Raw genomic sequence first — 16,627 nt, 5'->3', positions numbered from 1 at the left:
AGTGATCGGGAGTTGCCGAGAACGTCGCTGGGTCAACAATTGGTCATTACATTAGCCCTGTCTATTTGATCGCCCGCAATACAAAGAAAGAATCGCCATGAATACAGTTGATACTGATTCTCGCACAACAGGTTCACTACCCGCATTCAACGCCCGAACTTTAGGGTTAATGTTCGTCGCAGGTTTCTTTGCGACCGTCGCGTTCGATCTGTTGGGTCAGATCATCAGCCCGGGCTTGGGCTTTTCGCGGTTGTCACCGCACGGGCTAGCGAGGAGCTTACTCGGCAGCCTTGGTCTGCCGAACGGTGATTTCGCAGGATATTTCGTACATTTTTATCTTGTTGGCCTGATTGGCTATCCCGTCGGTTGGTTGTTCGTCTTTAGACCAATTTGGCACCGTATCGCGGGGCAGACGAACTGGTTTTTGCCCTCAGCGATTTATGGGTTCGGCCTGTGGGTGTTCGCCATCGGGGGCACTACTTCTGTCGCAGATCTTCCCTTCTTTCTGAATTTCACCGGCATTGCCTGGGTAGCGCTGGTGGGTCATATGCTCGGGACCGGGATCATGAAAAAGCGTGGCACGCTACAATTTCCGGGCCAGAGACCAGTCACTATGGATGAGAAATCACCGTCATTTGCCGGTAGCCCTATTGCAGGAAATGCAATTCTTGTTGACGGTGATCGTTGGACCCACTCCTGATGTGAGCCAAGCGAAAGAACCATCAGCTTTCGTCCGGAAACCTTCAATAGGAAGCGAAAACCGTGCGTATAGTCGAACTCGGTTCCGGATCATCCGAGTTGCTGGGCTGTGTCCACGACAGGTAAACCCCTTCATTCGTTCGCGCCGTGCGCGGGAAGTTGACCGAACCTGCGCCGTTGTTTCGCGCAATCAGTTGCAGGTCCTTACACTGCTGACCGGTTGTGATCTGGCAAGCAAGGATCACCTCGCTCTCATTTGCCCATTCGACCCACGTCACGAACGCAGTCTGAGGGTCCAGCATGAGAATATCGACCCGACCGGCGGGAATCCCGAGGCTGACTTTCGCCGGATCGCCAAAATTTCTGCCACCATCGGAAGAGAACGCAACCTTGACTTCCGGCTTGTCATTTGCAGCCGTGAACCAGGCCACGGCGGCTGTTTGACCGGCGGTCGCGATGGCGGGGCCATTGACCGGGCAGCCGGAGATTTCCCAGCCGTCATTGTGGACGTTTGTTGGTTCTGACCACATGCCGCCTTGGTGTCTTACGACAGATATATCCCTGATTTCCGCATCTGTTCTGTCGCGGTATGCGACAAGGACGGTGCCATCGTCCAGCGATGCGGCGGACGTCTGGCAGCATGAACAGGTCTGCGCATCGACAAGAACATCATCGGTTCGCGTACCTTCGGGCGTGATCCGGGTTGCGCGCAACTGCATTGCATCCGGGTAGTTGCTGGCTGCGCTGGTGAAAAGCGGCTTGTCATATGCGCGTCCGTCAAGCCAGACAGACATCAAGGAACCGTCTTCGAGCGGCTGGAGCGTGACAAAACCGTGTTGGCTAACCGACCGATCATCATGTGGCGTTATCGGTGCGCTCCATGTCAGGCCCTCATCCGGCGAAAGAGAGATCTTGACGTCATAGGCATAGTCGTTTTTGGAATTTTCCCACAGCCAGTGAGCCGCAAAGGTACCGTCATCAAGCGCAACAACGGACGGAAAATCGGCCCAGTTCACGAAGAGTTCGTCGGACACGGTAACAGTGCGGGCCGCGCTCCATTCTGCGTCTTCAAGGACCGACAATTTTACCGCAAACCCGGCAGGGTGTGGTTCGGTCCAACCCAGCAGGACCCGATCATCCTGCAGTGCGAACAGGGTGGGTTCCTGCGCATTGTTCCCGACCGGTGGGTCTAGGTCGGCGAACTCCAATGGCTCGGCAAGGACCATGCCCGCCGTCATGCCCATGAACAGATGGGCCACAATCACGCCAGAATGGATTTTTGATGGCATTGCGCACCTTTCCGATTATCAGACCAGCGTCATTCACAACCTGAGCATAGGCAAATTTTGGCGAGTGCCATGTAAACTTTTGTATGACGGGCCTGTGCTTGTTGTTAAGAGCGATATCCCGTTGTGGCACAGCTTCGCGTCAACGGTTGGCGCAACCACCGCTCCGACCTCAGCTGACTTGCATCCAGGTCGCCATGCCATCAGCCTGATGGCTCAGCATATGGCAGTGCAGCATCCACGCGCCGGGATTGTCGAGTACGCACACAATCGTCATCGTCTCGCCCGGCGCTACGAGGGTCGTGTCGCGAAGGTGGGTTCGCGCACCATTCTGATCGGTTTCCCAGAAATGGTGGCCATGCAGGTGGATACCGTGCGGAAAAGCAGTGTCGTTCACCATCCGCACCTGCACTGCTTCATCACGTCTTGCCGAAATCAGCGGTTTGTTCGGCAGACCGCTCACGTCGTTGAAGGCCCAGCCCCCGAACCCGCCGTGCGCGCCGTCCCCGGCACCGCCTTGCATGAAGAGATCTGCCGTTTGCGTGATCTCTCCGGGCGCGGGCACGAGGTTCGCGGGGAGGGGAGCTATCGGCGCAGACCGGATTTGTCGCTGACCGTTCAACATAATGCCCCCCAGTTCCTCGCCACCCGAAGGCACGGTTTCTCTTAGGATCACATCACCCGTCACATCTGCGATGATGTCGATGCGCTGCGCCGGTGCGAGTTTTAGATTGCCCAGCGAAACCAGCTCGGGCAGCGGCATCCCGTCATAGGCCACACAAAAGCCCGTCAGCCCGTCGATACGTATCTCGAAAATGCGATCCGGTGTCGGATTGATCAGACGCAACCGGATGTGATCCCCCAGCCGCGCCTGCTCAGACGACAGGAAGGTGGTCATCAAGTCCCCCAGCCTACCTGCTGTTATGAAATCAGCGCGGTCGAATTCCATGTCGAACTGGCCGGTGTCATCAAGCCGAATGTCGAAGAGGATGGCCGTGATGTCCTGATCCACGTCTGGCGGGGCAGGTTCTTCGACGATCAGGGGCCGAACAGTCCGCGGGCGACCTGTTCGTAGGAAAGGTAGTGGGAGTGATACCAGTAGGTTCCGGCATCGGGAACCGGAAACCGGAAACCGGTACTCGTAACCCTCATTCGGGATGATGACATCCTGTGTCAGCACGTTTACGCCGTCCATCGCGTTGGGCAACCGAATGCCATGCCAGTGTACGAGGGTCCCGTCCTCCAGCCCGTTTTCCACCCGCGCCCGCAGAATATCGTTCTGGCGCTGTCTGATTTCGGGGCCGGGACAGGTGCCATTGAATCCAAGCATTGCAATGTCCCGCGACCCGATCCGGGTGAAGGCCGGGCGTCAGGGTGACAGGCACCGAAGCCGCACTCAGGGGCAGGGGGAGCGTGGCTGCGCCAAGCGCAACCATCATCTGAAGACGCTTAAGCATGGGTTTCCGTGTATTCCGTTTCTGGGGCCTGCAACCCACATCCCCCACCGTTGCGGAAGGGCGTCCCGGCGAGATATATTGATACATTGCAGATCGGCGCCCAGGTTTGGCGGAATACCGGAGAGCACCTAACGTATCTGCAGGTCCTGAATGGCCGCAAGGATCTTTCCGTCGGTATCATCGCTGTCGGCTGTCACCGCAAGACCGACCAGAACCTTTGGCATGTCCCCGAACGCACGCACGAAATCGCGATCCAGGTTCACATTCTCGGTGAAGTTGCCGGTTTGCGCCGTTTGCAGAATTTTCGATTTGAGACCCGTCGAGTAGGGGCTGTTCAGCAATGCGCCTTTCGCATGATTGCCACCCCAGACATAAACCAGCGCCCGCGTATTGGGATCACGCAGCAATTTGCGCGCCGTTGTTCGGCCAAGCGTGCTTGCGGTCTGCGGATCGACGAATATGAAGTACAAAGCAAGATTGCGATCATCGCCGCCGCGCCGTGTGAGGTCGGTTCCCTTAACACCCTGCGTGACGGACCATTCCCACATTGCTGCCTTTGCGGTGCCAAGGGCTGCGCTGACCGGACGCCAGAGAACCGAAACCGTGCCATCGGAAATCACGTCCAGCCGCCGACCTTGCAGGCCGTACTCGTTCGAAAAGAGCCGCAAGAGGCCCTGTTCTTTCCAGCTTCCATCGAATGGAATTGTCTTTCCTTGCGCATAGAGGGGCGGGGCGTTTGCAGCTAATGCAACAAAAGCGATGAAAAGTGTCGCTGCGAGGGACCGTATAAACATCTGAACTCCTTTTGCGATGCCGCTGGTCCTGCTTTGATCCCGGTTATCACCATTATGTGCCGTCATGATCCGTTGAATTGTGCCGGGCGCGCGCAACTTCAATGAACATATCCGTGATCATAGATGTGGTTGCGCAATGGTCGTTGCAGGACGCGGGAGCGAATTCAGATCATGGAGCGCGACCTTGATCGGCTGATTTCCCGCGACGGACGGATCCAGTAGGCGGCGGAGCTTCCAACCGTTACAAACAAGTACAAAACTCATGGGATACAAGCGCCTGAACACATGGACGCGGGTGCCGATGTGCGTCATCTCTGGTTCAACGGAACCGACTCCCGCACGCAAGGATGGCACATTCACCACAGCGCTTTGGGCTGGGGACAACAGGGTTGAACGCGCCAACGTCCGTTGCGGGAAACAAAATGTGGCTTTGTGTGAAACAGGCAAAGGTAACAAAGAATGCTGACTTCGATTATCCAATTTCCTGACATCGGAACAGAGATTTTTGCCGTTGATATCGGATCGTTCCGCTTTGCCCTGCGTTGGTATGCGCTGGCCTATATTGTTGGCCTCCTTATCGGCTGGCGCATCTGTGTCGCATTGGTCCGCTCTTCGTCAGTCTGGGGGGCCGGGGCGCCGCCGCTGCAACCCAAGCAACTGGAAGACCTGCTGACATGGATCATTCTGGGCGTGATCGTGGGGGGCAGGCTGGGGTTCGTGCTTTTCTATCAACCTCAGTACTATTTTCAGAACCCCGTCGAAATCTTCATGGTCTGGCAGGGTGGTATGTCATTTCATGGCGGCTTTTTCGGCGTGGTCGTGGCCACCTTGCTTTTTTGCTATCGCAACGGCGCACCCGTTCTATCAACGGCGGATCTGCTCGCTGTTGCAACACCACCGGGTCTTTTCCTCGGTCGGCTGGCCAACTTCACCAATAACGAGCTTTGGGGCCGTCCGACCGATGTGCCCTGGGCGGTGGCATTCCCCGGCGAGGCGGCCCAGTCCTGTGCGGGCGTCGTGGGCCTGTGTGGCCGCCATCCGTCCCAGCTTTATGAGGCTCTTCTGGAGGGTATCCTGCTTGGCTCGGTCCTGATCTTTCTGGCCTGGAAACGCGGTTGGCTGCGCTTTCCCGGAAGCCTTACTGGCCTGTTCCTGGCGGGATACGGAAGCGCAAGGTTCCTTGTCGAGTTCTTCCGGCAGCCTGATATGCAGTTCGTCACGCAGGACAACCCGATTGGACATGCGGTTCATTGGGCGGGCTATGGGCTGACAATGGGCCAACTGCTGTCGTTGCCGATGATTATCCTTGGCGCGGCCCTGATCGTATGGTCCCGCAGGCGTGTGACGGTTAATTCTGCGGATCTGGTGTCGACATCAGATTCTTTGTGAATATCCGAGCGTAGTGTTGGCGAAGTGACCATTGCGGCCTGGGTCCGCATATGAGCCTTGGGCGCGTGCTCAATGATGCGGCTTGCGTCCTTTCGCAATCATCAGATGGTGCTCTTGATGATGTACACCGATTGTCATCAGACCAAAGAAACCAAGGCCCTGTATTTGTTCACCATCGCCACCCACGATCAGTGCGACACCATCCTCCATTTCTTCTGACGCAACACTCCAGCCTGTTTCACCGGCAAGGAACGGTGCATGGGCGGGAACCATTGTGTTGATGGCCGACAGGACACGCGGGCTGCCACGCACTTCGAACCGTGCCCCGTCGGGCCGCAGAATGCGGGTGACCTCTGCCTTTCGTGTCAAAAGGTCCATATCGACCAGATGGTCCCTCAGTTTGTCGATATTGACGGCGCCCCAATCGGTTTCGGGATCGGCCTGGAGCAGCACAACTATTTCGGCCAATGCGGCGAAGGCGGACTGGCCGGTTTCCTGGGGCGTCGGACGCGTGACCCATGGATGAATGCATTTGTTGCGGCGTAACGGGTGTCGCAAGCAAGACAGCGAAGAGAACGGGTATCAGTCGCATGGACCAGCCTTTCCTGAGTGTATTCGGATTCAGCCTAGTACCTGATCGGACCCTGAAATGATGATTTGGATCATATGATGCCTGAACCCTATAATCTCATACCGCCCTCCGCCTTGCGTCCGCTGACGAGGGCCGCAGGGGATACGGTCTTTCGTCAGGGCGCGCGGACCTGCGGCCTTTATGTTGTTAAGTGCGGGCGCGTTCATCTTGAGCGTGTCGGCCCGGATGGCGAACGATTTATCATCTACCGTGCCGAGCCCGGGATGAGCCTTGCCGAAGCATCGGTGTTTTCGGATAGATACCACTGCGATGCGGTCGTGGCGGAGGCTGGGGCGTTTGTACAGATCGACAAAGCGGCGGTCTTGTCTGCCTTTGCAGATCCGGATTTTGCACGCGCCTATGCGCGGCAAGCGGCACAGCAGATACAAGCGCAACGTCAGGCGCTTGAGATCGTAGGCATCCGCCGCGCAGAAGAACGGGTCTATGCCGGTATGGTGGCGGGCCTGCTTGAAAGCTCCGTTGTCGATTTTGCCAGCGCGCTGCACCTTTCGCACGAGGCCACCTATCGGGCCTTGCGAAAGCTTGTGAATGATGGCCGGATCGCAAATCCGACCCGGGGAACGTATCATTTGCGCCCCTGAATGGATCAGCCGGACCATGCCCGGTTCGAGATAACAAAAGGTGCGGTAGCAAAGCTTGGCGGGTATTTCGCTTGCCCGATAACAATGAGAATTGCTGCCCGCGACGATGACCTGTTTTCAAAGATCGCCGTTATGCCCTGTCTTACTGCTCGCCGCTGAAAGGTCGATTGCCTCAGCGCCGCTTTCGTCGAAGCACCGTGTTTCGATCTGCAGGGTTGCGAAAAAGAACCCGAAGTCCTTACGCAGCATGTCGTAGGCGGTTTGCAGGACCTCTTCTTGATCTGCTTGCTCTGTGACACGCAGATGCGCGGAGAAGACATGCTTGCCACTTGTCAGCGCCCAGGCATGAATATGGTGAACATCGGAAACCTCGTGCAGTTCTTCAAGGGTACGTTTGATTTCAGGCAGACTCACTTCGGGAGGCGTGCCTTCCATCAAAAGATGCGCCGCTTCTTTCAGCAATCCCCAGCTCGCCCATAGCAGGACAAACCCGAACGCCATGCCAAGCAGCGGGTCGATCAGCAGAAACCCGGTGAATTCGATTGCGAGGGCGGTCACGATGATCAACAGACTGCCAACAAAGGTCTGGATGATATGCCAGAACGCTCCCTTCGTGTTCAGATCTTCCTTGCTTTGCTTCCAGATCAGCGCAAGCGAAATGAACTCCGTAAAGAGCCCCCCGGCAGCCGCAATCAGCATCGGACCCGTTGGAAGATCAATTGGCGCAGACATGCGCATGGCAGCCATCGCGATGACAACAACCGCCATGGCCAGCAAGAAGCCGCCATTCACAAGGGCGACGATGATTTCGGCGCGCGCCCAGCCAAAGCTCCGCTCTTCATCCGCCGGACGCAACGCCATACGCGCCGCGACAATGGCGACCAGCACACCGCCCACGGCCGAAAAGGTATGGAACGCGTCGGAGATGACCGCGATTGACCCTGTCCATAGGCCAATCGCCAGTTCAATCACAAAATAGATGCCGGTCAACTAGGCTGATATCGCCAGCCCCTTGCCGCCGGACGGCATATGCCCCTGATGTCCGCCTGCCATCATCTATCTCCTTAGTTTGCGACTAAAGCCGTACCCGTCGCAGCCGCAGTGCATTGCTAATGACGGAGACCGAAGACAGGCTCATCGCGGCGGCGGCGATCATCGGCGACAGAAGAAGGCCGAAAAACGGGTAGAGAATACCAGCCGCGATGGGCACACCTGCGGTATTGTAGGCGAAGGCAAAAAACAGGTTCTGCTTGATGTTTCGCACCGTTGCCTTTGCCAATCGGCGCGCACGCACGATGCCGACAAGATCACCACCCAGAAGGGTGATGCCTGCGCTTTCCACGGCAACGTCGGCACCGGTGCCCATCGCAATGCCCACATCAGCCGCCGCCAGGGCAGGGGCATCGTTCACGCCGTCTCCTGCCATGGCGATCCGGGCCCCTTCTTGTCTGAGGGAGTCCACCAATGCCTTCTTGTCTTCGGGCAAGACGCCTGCGTGGACTTCATCAATACCCAGCTTTGCGGCGACGGCTTCGGCGGTTTTCTGATTGTCACCGGTTGCCATTATGACCCTGAGACCGAGGCGATGAAGGTCATCGATGGCGTCTGCCGTGGACTCCTTGATGGGATCGGCAACAGCGACAATGCCGGCAAAAGTGCCATCTATCGCCACAAGCATTGCTGTCTTTCCAGATTCACGAAGGTCGTCCGCAGCAAATTCCGCAATCGAAGCGTCAACGTTGATCTCTGCCATCATGGCGGGATTCCCAAGTGCCACGACCTGGCCATCGACCATGCCTTTCACGCCCTTGCCAGTCACGGCTTCGAATTCCGTTGCGTTCGGAAGCGTCAGCCCCCGTGCCAGCGCACCCTCGACTATTGCTTCGGCCAGCGGATGTTCGGAGCCCCGTTCGAGGGCCGCAGCCATTGTCAGCAGGTCATTTTCAGCCTTGTCCCCCGTGGGCACCACGTCTGTCAGCTTGGGGCGCCCTTCGGTGAGTGTTCCGGTCTTGTCAACGATGACGGTATCGACACGCGCCATGCGTTCCAGTGCTTCGGCGTCTTTGATCAGAACGCCAGCCTGTGCCCCGCGGCCCGCCGCCGTTGTGATCGAAATGGGCGTCGCAAGGCCCAAGGCACAGGGGCAAGCAATGATAAGAACGGATACGGCTGCAGTAACAGCGAAGGCGAGCGCGGGATCGGGCCCTAAGAACAGCCAGACAACGAAGGATATGATCGCAATGACGACAACCGTCGGAACAAAGACGGACGATACCCGGTCCGCCAGACCCTGAATCGGCGCGCGCGACCGCTTTGCACCTGCCACCATGTCCACGATCTGGGACAGGACCGTGTCCGCACCGACCTGTGTGGCCCGGATCGCCAATGTGCCGTTCTTGTTGATCGTGCCGCCTGTGACCCGGTCGCCTTGTGTTTTCTCGACCGGCAACGGCTCTCCGGTGATCATACTTTCGTCGATAGATGAATGCCCTTCGAGGACCTCGGCATCGACGGGTATGCTGTCGCCGGGGCGTACCCGCAACCTGTCACCCTCAACAATGTGTTCGAGAGGTGCGTCATATTCCGTCCCGTCCGGCAGGATCCGCCGCGCCGTTTTTGGTGCGAGATCGAGCAATGCACGGATGGCATCACCCGTCCGTTCGCGGGCGCGCAACTCGAGCACCTGACCGACAAAGATCAGCGCAACGATCACAACCGCAGCTTCGTAATATGTCCCGACGCTTTGGCCGTTTCGATACGCTTCGGGGAAAATGCCGGGCAGGAATGTTGCGGCAAGCGAATAGATATAGGCAGCCCCGACGCCAAGCGCGATCAGGGTCCACATGTTCGGCGATATATTCCTGATCGATTCCCACCCCCTTTTGAAGAAGGGAAGAGCCGCCCAGAGAATGATCGGGGTTGCGAGGACGAATTCGATGTAGACGGCCGTCTGATGTCCGATCCATTCCCGCACAGGTAGGCCGACCAGTTCACCCATCGTCAGGATAACCAGCGGAACGGCGGCTGCCGCGCTGATCCACATGCGTGTTGTGAAATCGGACAACTCTTCTGACGGCTCGTCCGATGGAAGCATCGGTTCAAGCGCCATGCCGCAGATCGGACAGGACCCGGGCTCATCCTTCAGGATTTGCGGATGCATCGGGCAGGTCCATTGCGTACCGGCCTCGCCATGTGCTGGTGTCTTTTGGGCGTTTCCCGACGCATAGTAAAATGGGTCTTTGCCAAACTTGGTTTCGCAGTTTTCCGAGCAGAAATGAAAGACCTCTCCATCATACTCGGCACTGCGCGTGTCTTCGTCTATCTCGACGGTCATGCCGCACACCGGGTCGGTCGCTGTATCTGGGTCTGATGCGGTCGAGGTGCGCGTCATGTCGTGATGATGTTCTTGGTCCGTGGCCATCTTCTAATTCCCGTTTTCAAGACAATTGAACACATAACCCTTCCAGTTACTGGAGGGTCAAGACTCTTCCGACAACGCTGCGTATGAATTTTATGGGCCTTCGCGATGCGCGAAGCTCCTGTCAGCCCAGGGTCAGTATCATGTCTTCCGAAACGGACATCGTGGGAATATGCAGGTTCTCCGGTGCCGGACCCTTTCGAATGCGTCCTGCTGTATCATAATGGGAGCCATGACAGGGACAGAACCAACCACCAAAATCGCCGGCTCCGTCACCAAGTGGTACACATCCCAGATGCGTGCAAACGCCTATCATGACCAAGAAATTCTCATTTCCCGCCACTGCCCTGTTTGCATCGGTGGCCAGGTCATCTCCGGATATGTTGGGATTTCTGGCGACGGTATCAGGAAGGGAAAGCACATCTTCCGAACGGGCCTGCGCGATTTCCGCGTCGGTCCTGTGCCGGATGAACACCGGCTTGCCGAGAAAACTGACAGTCAATTGCGTTCCGGGTTCCACACCGGAGATATCGACGCGGATCTGGGACAGCGCGCGGACATCGGCGGATGGGTTCATCTGATTGAGCAATGGCCAGACCGCAGCCCCTACGGCAACCGCGCCCGTTCCGGCGGTGGCGTAGTACAGGAAATCCCGGCGGAGTTGTGGTGTTTGTGTATCCATAGCGATTCACGGTCGCAGCTTCCTGTGGGGGAAGGTCAATGGTAAAGTAGGCAATCACGGTTTTCATTTTTGCTGACATACTCAGACTTAGGAAGCGTTGGTTGACCGATTTGTTCGCCAGAGCGCTGCGACCAGCAACGGTGCGGCAGTCATCAATCCAAGACCGATGATGATCCACTCAGCAGTGCCGAAATCTCCCGACATGGCCTCTGCTCCGAAATGCGCGAGCAGGAAACTGGCTGGAAGAATGCCTGCCAGAGTTGCGATCAGGAACCGCCAAAGGCGCAGGCGGCTGAGACCGGCAGCGTAGCTCATTGCGTCAAACGAGATGAAGGGCAAGAGGCGAGACGCGAACACCGTCAACATCAACAGATTTTGAGAGCCCAATAACCCGAAACCGGCCTTATCCCCAAGCCAGCGCTCAACGTGGTCGCGCCCGATATAGCGGGCGATGATGAATGCCACGAGTGCACCCAGTTCCGACCCGATGGCGACATAGACAGCTCCGGCAACATGACCATACGCCGCGCCTGCCACCAGTGCGACCGGTGCACTTGGAATGGGGCTTGCCACGATCGAAACCATCATGAGCACGATGATGAGCAACGGTCCCAAAGCGCCGGCCCGCTCTATCCAGACCTCGATAGTCTCGCGGGCTATCGCCGGGCCATATCCCATTGCCCATATGGCTATCAAAAGTACGCCAAGCGCAACCACCAACCATAGCCCAACCCGATGCAGGCGCGGTTTGCTAAGCGGCATGGAGCACCAAAAGAAAGAGAGCTGCGAAGACAATTGGCCTTTGCTCGGGCAAGATGAAATGCATAGGCGCAGAGATGACGATCAACAGCCCGCCGGCGAGGGTCAGCCGCTTGATGTGCAATTCGGTTTTCATCTCAAACCTCTATCGAGGAATAGGATTCCCCTAAAGGTTCCTGTCAGCGGAGGGTAAAGGGATTTCTGCGCTAAGCAACACTGAATTGCCCCATCATGCCGCCGTCTTCGTGTTCCAGAATGTGGCAGTGATACATGTAGGGCGCAGCCGCTGAGGCAGGTTTTTCGAATTTCATCGCAAGCTCCACTTCACCATCCACCAGTACCGTATCCTTCCAACCCCTGTTCTCTGCACGCGGTGCCGTACCGTTTTCCGACAGGACCTGAAACCGGACGCCGTGAACATGGAACGGGTGCATCATCATGGCCCCACGCACAATCCAACGCTCGATGCTGTTGAGTTTGGTGGAAAAATTGAGCGTTCCCGAATCGTATGACGCGCCGTTGATCGAAAATCGGTTACCGGACCGCGAGAACATCATCCCCATGCCCATCGACATATCCAGTGACAGACGTCGGACTGGCGCGTCCTTGACCGCAAGATCAGGCAACTGCCCGTCCAGAGAGCCGGGCAGGGCGTCGATGCGAACCGGAAGGGTTGTGTCGACAGCGAAAGGCAGCACGGTGAATGGACTGCCGGAACCGCCGCCGCCCATCATTCCGCCCATGGCCGAATTAATGATATCGTCGGACTTCAAAACACTGTCCCGCCCGCTTGTGAAATCCACAAGCACTTCTGCGCGCTCTCCTGGTGCAAGGGTCAGGCGGTTCAGCGCAATCGGTCGATCCAGAAATCCGGCATCTGTCGCGATGAGATGAAGCGACCGGCTGTCAGACATGGACAGGCGGTAAACCCGCGCATTCGAGCCGTTGACGACACGGCACCGCACGATCCCCTTCGGAACCGCTGCCGACGCGCCGATTTGACCGTTCACAACCATTGTGTCGCCCTGAAACCCGTTCATGGACTGGTGCATGCCGGGATCGTATTTCAGGCGTCCGCGCCAGTTGAACTGACGGTCCTGCAATACAAGGGTCAGATCATCGACCCCGTAGGCGGATGGCAATCCACGGGCGTCATCCGCGTCATCCGTCACCTGCAGAACACCCGCCAGCCCCAGCATGACCTGCCGTGCCGTCGCGCCGTGAATGTGGCTGTGATACCAGGCCGTTGCCGGGGGCTGGTCAAGGTCCAGCACCGGCTTCCAGGTGTCTCCCGGTGCGATGGCCTGATGTGGTCCGCCATCGAACTCACCGGCAACAACCAACCCGTGCCAATGCGCCGACATCGGCTCGCCAAGCGTGTTGTGCACCTCTGCCCGTGTCTCGACCCCGGCCTGCACCCGGATCGTCGGGCCAAGGTATCCCTGGTTGTAGCCGAACGTTTCGCTGGCGGCACCGTCGTCAAAACGGGTCTCGCCCGTGCGGGCTTCCAGCTGAAAAAGCCGGGATGTCGTCGCATCGAGAAGGGGAGGATACGCGAGCCTCTTGTCCGATGCCGCGAATGCAGCCGATGGCAGGGCAAATGCAGCCCCAAAGCCTGCGGCATGGCCCAACAGTTCTCGACGGTTCAACAGTTTCACTTCAACTCAATTCCTCTGGCAGCGCCGCCAGAGCCATATCGACACTGACGACCGGATAACCGCCCGCGATCCAGCCCGGTCCGGCGGCAGAACCGAGCATGCCTTCGGATACGTCAAGAAAGCCGCTGTAGCCAGCCTGCCGAAGACTTCGCATGACGCGGCCAGACCGCCCGCCTGTCGCACAGATGAGCGCGACAGGCCGCCCTTCGGCCCGTTCCCGGGCGGCAAAAAGCCGCTCGGCGAAACGGTCCTCATGCAGGCTGATGGGCCAGGTACCGTCGGCAACGCCGGTGTCGGTCCATTCCGGTCGCGACCGAACGTCGATCATCCGGATCAGGTCCTGTTGCAGCGCATCTGCTGCCATGTCCGCCGACCAGACCTCGGCGGTCTGGGCGACAGCCGAGAAAGGTGCAACGGAACTGGCCAACATCGCAAGGCTTGCGCCGCGGCGCGTCAGAAAGAAGGCCATAATTTGCCCCCATCAAGCTGAGTGCCGCAGGCTTGACCCTTATTCGCTGTCATGATGACCTTCCATGTCCGTTCCGGTGGAAGTACCGTTCATTTTGCTCATCCGTGTACCGGCATCTTCCATCTCGTCCTGAGAGATCTGGCCGTTACCGTCCGCATCGAGATGCTGAAAGCGATCTACCATGCGCGCGCGCATTGCGTCCATATGCAAGGCTTCGAACTCGTCAAGTGTCAACGCTCCATCGGAATTCGCATCGAACTCCCGCATTTTTTCGGACATCTGCGCGGCCATTTCATGAGGCTGTCCACCGGACATCATTGTCGACATCATGTCCCGATCCATCATTCCCATCATGTTGCCCTGGCCACCCATCATAGCGGCATGCATCTTCATCATTTTTCGCATCATCGGCATCATGTCCCCGCCCATCATGCCCATCTGATTGTCGCCATCGCCCATCGCCATGCCGGACATATTCCCGCTGTCAGGCTTGCTGTCGGCAGCCCCGTCGGATTCCGCAAATGCTGTTTGCGCCATGCCAACCGCGATCACCACGCCAAGCGCAATAATTTCTTGTTTTTTCATTTCTCATTCCTTTCAGACTTACCCTAGATACATTGGCGTTATAGCGCTTTGATTAAAGGCCAAGCGCGGGCCGTTTTGTAATCATTTGTCACAGCATCCTGTTACAAACGGTGACAAAGCAACCACTCACAGTTCGCCGGACGATTTGCTAGACAGACGTCGATCCAGTGAATTCATTGAAGAGGCTGATGATCCTTTGACACCTGAAATCGGTCATTTCGCGCTGGCACTGGCCTTGGCCATGGCGCTTGTTCAAAGTGTGCTGCCCATCCTCGGTGCGGGGCGCGGAAACATCCTGTGGATGCAGTCTGCCAGATGGTCCTCGTTCGGTCAGGTTTTCTTTGTCGGCATCGCGTTTCTGGCGCTGATGCAAGCCTTCGTCACAAGCGACTTCACGGTCAAGAACGTGGTGGAGAATTCCAATTCACTCAAACCGATGCTGTTCAAGGTGGCAGGCACCTGGGGCAGTCACGAAGGATCCCTGTTGCTGTGGACCCTTATCCTGACGGTGTTTGGTGCGGCGGTCGCCCTCTTCGGATCGAACATTCCTCTGTCGCTGAAGGCAAGAACGCTGTCGGTGCAGGCCTGGATCAGTGTCGGTTTCCTGACTTTCATGCTGCTGACGTCCAATCCCTTCGACCGCGTTTTCCCTCCGGCAGACGACGGTCAGGACCTCAACCCATTATTGCAGGATGTCGGTCTCGCCATGCACCCGCCGCTTCTCTACTTCGGGTATGTCGGGTTCTCGATTGTCTTTTCGTTCGCGGTTGCCGCCCTGATCGAAGGGCGGGTGGACGCGGCCTGGGCACGGTGGGTACGTCCGTGGACGCTGGCTGCCTGGATGAGCCTGACCGCAGGCATCGCGCTGGGATCCTGGTGGGCCTATTATGAGCTTGGCTGGGGCGGCTGGTGGTTCTGGGATCCCGTTGAGAACGTCAGTTTCATGCCATGGCTGATGGGCACGGCACTGCTGCATTCCGCAATCGTGACGGAGAAACGGGATGCGTTCAAAAGCTGGACAATCCTTCTGGCGATCCTGACTTTTTCCCTATCGCTCTTGGGCACGTTCATTGTCCGATCGGGCCTGCTGACCTCTGTGCATGCATTCGCGGTCGACCCGGAAAGGGGACTTTATATCCTTGGATTGCTGGCCGTTTCGATCGGCGGTTCCCTTGCTCTGTTTGCCTGGCGCGCGCGACAATGGAGCCCGGCGGCCTGTTTAAGCCGATCAGCCGGGAAGCGGGGCTATTGGTGAACAACCTGCTGCTGGCCACGGCCACCGGCATTGTGCTGTTCGGCACCTTGTACCCGCTCTTCTACGAAGCCGCGACGGGCGGTGAAAAACTGTCGGTGGGGCCGCCCTTCTTCAATGCGTCCTTTATTCCCGTGATGCTGCCGCTCGTCTTTGCGATGGGGCTGGGGCCTTACCTGTCCTGGAAACGTGCCGATCTGGCGGGCGTTCTGCAGCGGTTGCGTTTCGTGGTCGTTCTGGCCGTGCTCGCGACATTGGTGACCTGGTATCTCGCCGAGGGCGGTCCGGTGTTGGGGTATCTGTCGCTGATGCTTGCATTCTGGCTGTTTTTCTCAACCCTGCGGGAATGGGCGATGCGCATAAAGCTGTTTGAGGCACCGTTCCCGGAATCGGTGCGCCGTGCACGCAACCTGCCCAGATCCTCTCATGGGATGACACTGGCTCATGCGGGGCTCGCGATGGCGATGTTCGGATTTATCGGCTCGACGGTCTGGAAATCCGAGGAAATCATCTTTGTCCGGCCCGGTACAGAGGTCAGCATTGGTGGGTTCGATGTCACCTTTGAGGGGGCCGAACGTGTGCGTGGGCCAAATTACTTCGCGGATCGTGGCACGCTTCGTGTGGCCCGGGAGGGGAACTATGTCACCGATCTCTTCCCGGAGCGGCGTACCTATCCGGTCGCGCAAACCACCACCACAGAGAGCGCCATCAGATCGACAATGGCCGGTGATCTCTATGCGTCCATCGCAAATCCGGCCGCCGAGGACGAGAGCACGCAAGGGGCTTGGACCCTGCGCATCCTGTATGAACCTCTGGTCAACTTTATCTGGATCGGATCGGCGATGCTTGTGCTTGGTGGGGGTCTTTCGCTGTCTGACCGGCGGTTGCGCGTCGGGGCACCCCGTCGCAAGGCGACAGCGCCCGCAGCACTTCCTGCGGAGTAGGC

At 57.9% G+C, this 16,627-nt stretch carries 16 protein-coding genes and 2 pseudogenes; 4 read left to right on the top strand and 14 right to left on the bottom strand.

The window, feature by feature from the left end; translation table 11 throughout:
• Window positions 1-97: 97 nt before the first annotated feature.
• Complete coding sequence (locus FCK22_RS14855) at window positions 98-700, top strand: hypothetical protein (RefSeq protein WP_231886352.1); 603 nt, start codon at window positions 98-100, stop codon at window positions 698-700.
• Between the two features lie 43 nt (window positions 701-743).
• Here FCK22_RS14855 and FCK22_RS14850 read toward each other — a convergent pair whose 3' ends face one another.
• The 5 genes and pseudogenes from FCK22_RS14850 to FCK22_RS14840 form a co-directional block, all read right to left on the bottom strand.
• Complete coding sequence (locus FCK22_RS14850; protein ID WP_050672453.1) at window positions 744-1,988, bottom strand: sialidase family protein; 1,245 nt, start codon at window positions 1,986-1,988, stop codon at window positions 744-746.
• Window positions 1,989-2,157: 169 nt separating this feature from the next.
• On the bottom strand, window positions 2,158-2,934 hold the full coding sequence (locus FCK22_RS19605; protein WP_330220389.1) for a multicopper oxidase domain-containing protein: 777 nt from the start codon (window positions 2,932-2,934) through the stop codon (window positions 2,158-2,160).
• A gap of 89 nt (window positions 2,935-3,023) precedes the next feature.
• A complete protein-coding gene (locus FCK22_RS19565) occupies window positions 3,024-3,137 on the bottom strand; it encodes a multicopper oxidase domain-containing protein (RefSeq protein WP_233152357.1) in 114 nt (37 codons plus the stop codon).
• A gap of 52 nt (window positions 3,138-3,189) precedes the next feature.
• Window positions 3,190-3,315: pseudogene (locus tag FCK22_RS19560) on the bottom strand (multicopper oxidase domain-containing protein); the annotation flags it as partial.
• Between the two features lie 255 nt (window positions 3,316-3,570).
• Entirely contained in the window at window positions 3,571-4,338 is a 768-nt protein-coding gene (locus tag FCK22_RS14840) for a DUF3047 domain-containing protein (RefSeq protein WP_231886351.1), read from the bottom strand.
• A 357-nt stretch (window positions 4,339-4,695) separates the two neighbouring features.
• On the opposite strand from FCK22_RS14840, the gene lgt reads away from it, so the two are divergent.
• Window positions 4,696-5,625, top strand: a complete 930-nt coding sequence (gene lgt, locus FCK22_RS14835; protein WP_050672452.1) for a prolipoprotein diacylglyceryl transferase — start codon at window positions 4,696-4,698, stop codon at window positions 5,623-5,625.
• 69 nt (window positions 5,626-5,694) lie between these two features.
• Here the strand turns inward: lgt and FCK22_RS14830 are convergent, their stop codons facing one another.
• Entirely contained in the window at window positions 5,695-6,078 is a 384-nt protein-coding gene (locus tag FCK22_RS14830; protein ID WP_009824461.1) for a hypothetical protein, read from the bottom strand.
• Window positions 6,079-6,291: 213 nt separating this feature from the next.
• Here FCK22_RS14830 and FCK22_RS14825 point away from each other — a divergent pair, with 213 nt between their 5' ends.
• Window positions 6,292-6,858 (top strand): Crp/Fnr family transcriptional regulator, encoded by a 567-nt coding sequence (locus FCK22_RS14825; RefSeq protein WP_009824462.1) that lies wholly within the window; start codon window positions 6,292-6,294, stop codon window positions 6,856-6,858.
• Between the two features lie 117 nt (window positions 6,859-6,975).
• Here the strand turns inward: FCK22_RS14825 and FCK22_RS14820 are convergent, their stop codons facing one another.
• The 8 genes from FCK22_RS14820 to FCK22_RS14790 form a co-directional block, all read right to left on the bottom strand.
• Window positions 6,976-7,848: a cation diffusion facilitator family transporter gene (locus tag FCK22_RS14820; protein WP_231886349.1), complete on the bottom strand. Its 873-nt coding sequence runs from the start codon at window positions 7,846-7,848 to the stop codon at window positions 6,976-6,978.
• Between the two features lie 85 nt (window positions 7,849-7,933).
• Window positions 7,934-10,279 (bottom strand): heavy metal translocating P-type ATPase, encoded by a 2,346-nt coding sequence (locus tag FCK22_RS14815; protein ID WP_043847221.1) that lies wholly within the window; start codon window positions 10,277-10,279, stop codon window positions 7,934-7,936.
• Window positions 10,280-10,400: 121 nt separating this feature from the next.
• Complete coding sequence (gene petA / locus FCK22_RS14810; protein WP_009824465.1) at window positions 10,401-10,958, bottom strand: ubiquinol-cytochrome c reductase iron-sulfur subunit; 558 nt, start codon at window positions 10,956-10,958, stop codon at window positions 10,401-10,403.
• An 87-nt stretch (window positions 10,959-11,045) separates the two neighbouring features.
• Complete coding sequence (locus tag FCK22_RS14805) at window positions 11,046-11,720, bottom strand: TVP38/TMEM64 family protein (RefSeq protein ID WP_043847219.1); 675 nt, start codon at window positions 11,718-11,720, stop codon at window positions 11,046-11,048.
• Complete coding sequence (locus FCK22_RS18975; RefSeq protein WP_009824469.1) at window positions 11,710-11,853, bottom strand: hypothetical protein; 144 nt, start codon at window positions 11,851-11,853, stop codon at window positions 11,710-11,712. The genes FCK22_RS14805 and FCK22_RS18975 overlap by 11 nt, the downstream gene beginning before the upstream one ends.
• 70 nt (window positions 11,854-11,923) lie before the next feature.
• A complete protein-coding gene (locus tag FCK22_RS14800) occupies window positions 11,924-13,375 on the bottom strand; it encodes a multicopper oxidase domain-containing protein (protein ID WP_043847217.1) in 1,452 nt (483 codons plus the stop codon).
• Between the two features lies 1 nt (window position 13,376).
• Entirely contained in the window at window positions 13,377-13,844 is a 468-nt protein-coding gene (locus tag FCK22_RS14795) for a rhodanese-like domain-containing protein (RefSeq protein ID WP_043847215.1), read from the bottom strand.
• A gap of 39 nt (window positions 13,845-13,883) precedes the next feature.
• Window positions 13,884-14,429: a calcium-binding protein gene (locus FCK22_RS14790; protein WP_043847211.1), complete on the bottom strand. Its 546-nt coding sequence runs from the start codon at window positions 14,427-14,429 to the stop codon at window positions 13,884-13,886.
• A 196-nt stretch (window positions 14,430-14,625) separates the two neighbouring features.
• On the opposite strand from FCK22_RS14790, the pseudogene FCK22_RS14785 reads away from it, so the two are divergent.
• Window positions 14,626-16,625 (top strand): annotated as a pseudogene (locus tag FCK22_RS14785) (heme lyase CcmF/NrfE family subunit).
• Window positions 16,626-16,627: the final 2 nt, after the last annotated feature.

This window comes from Sulfitobacter sp. 15WGC, from assembly GCF_005068605.1.
GTDB classification, from domain to species: domain Bacteria; phylum Pseudomonadota; class Alphaproteobacteria; order Rhodobacterales; family Rhodobacteraceae; genus Sulfitobacter; species Sulfitobacter faviae.
Note: the sequence above shows the minus strand (reverse complement) of the source record. Positions and strands in the feature narration are given on the sequence as shown.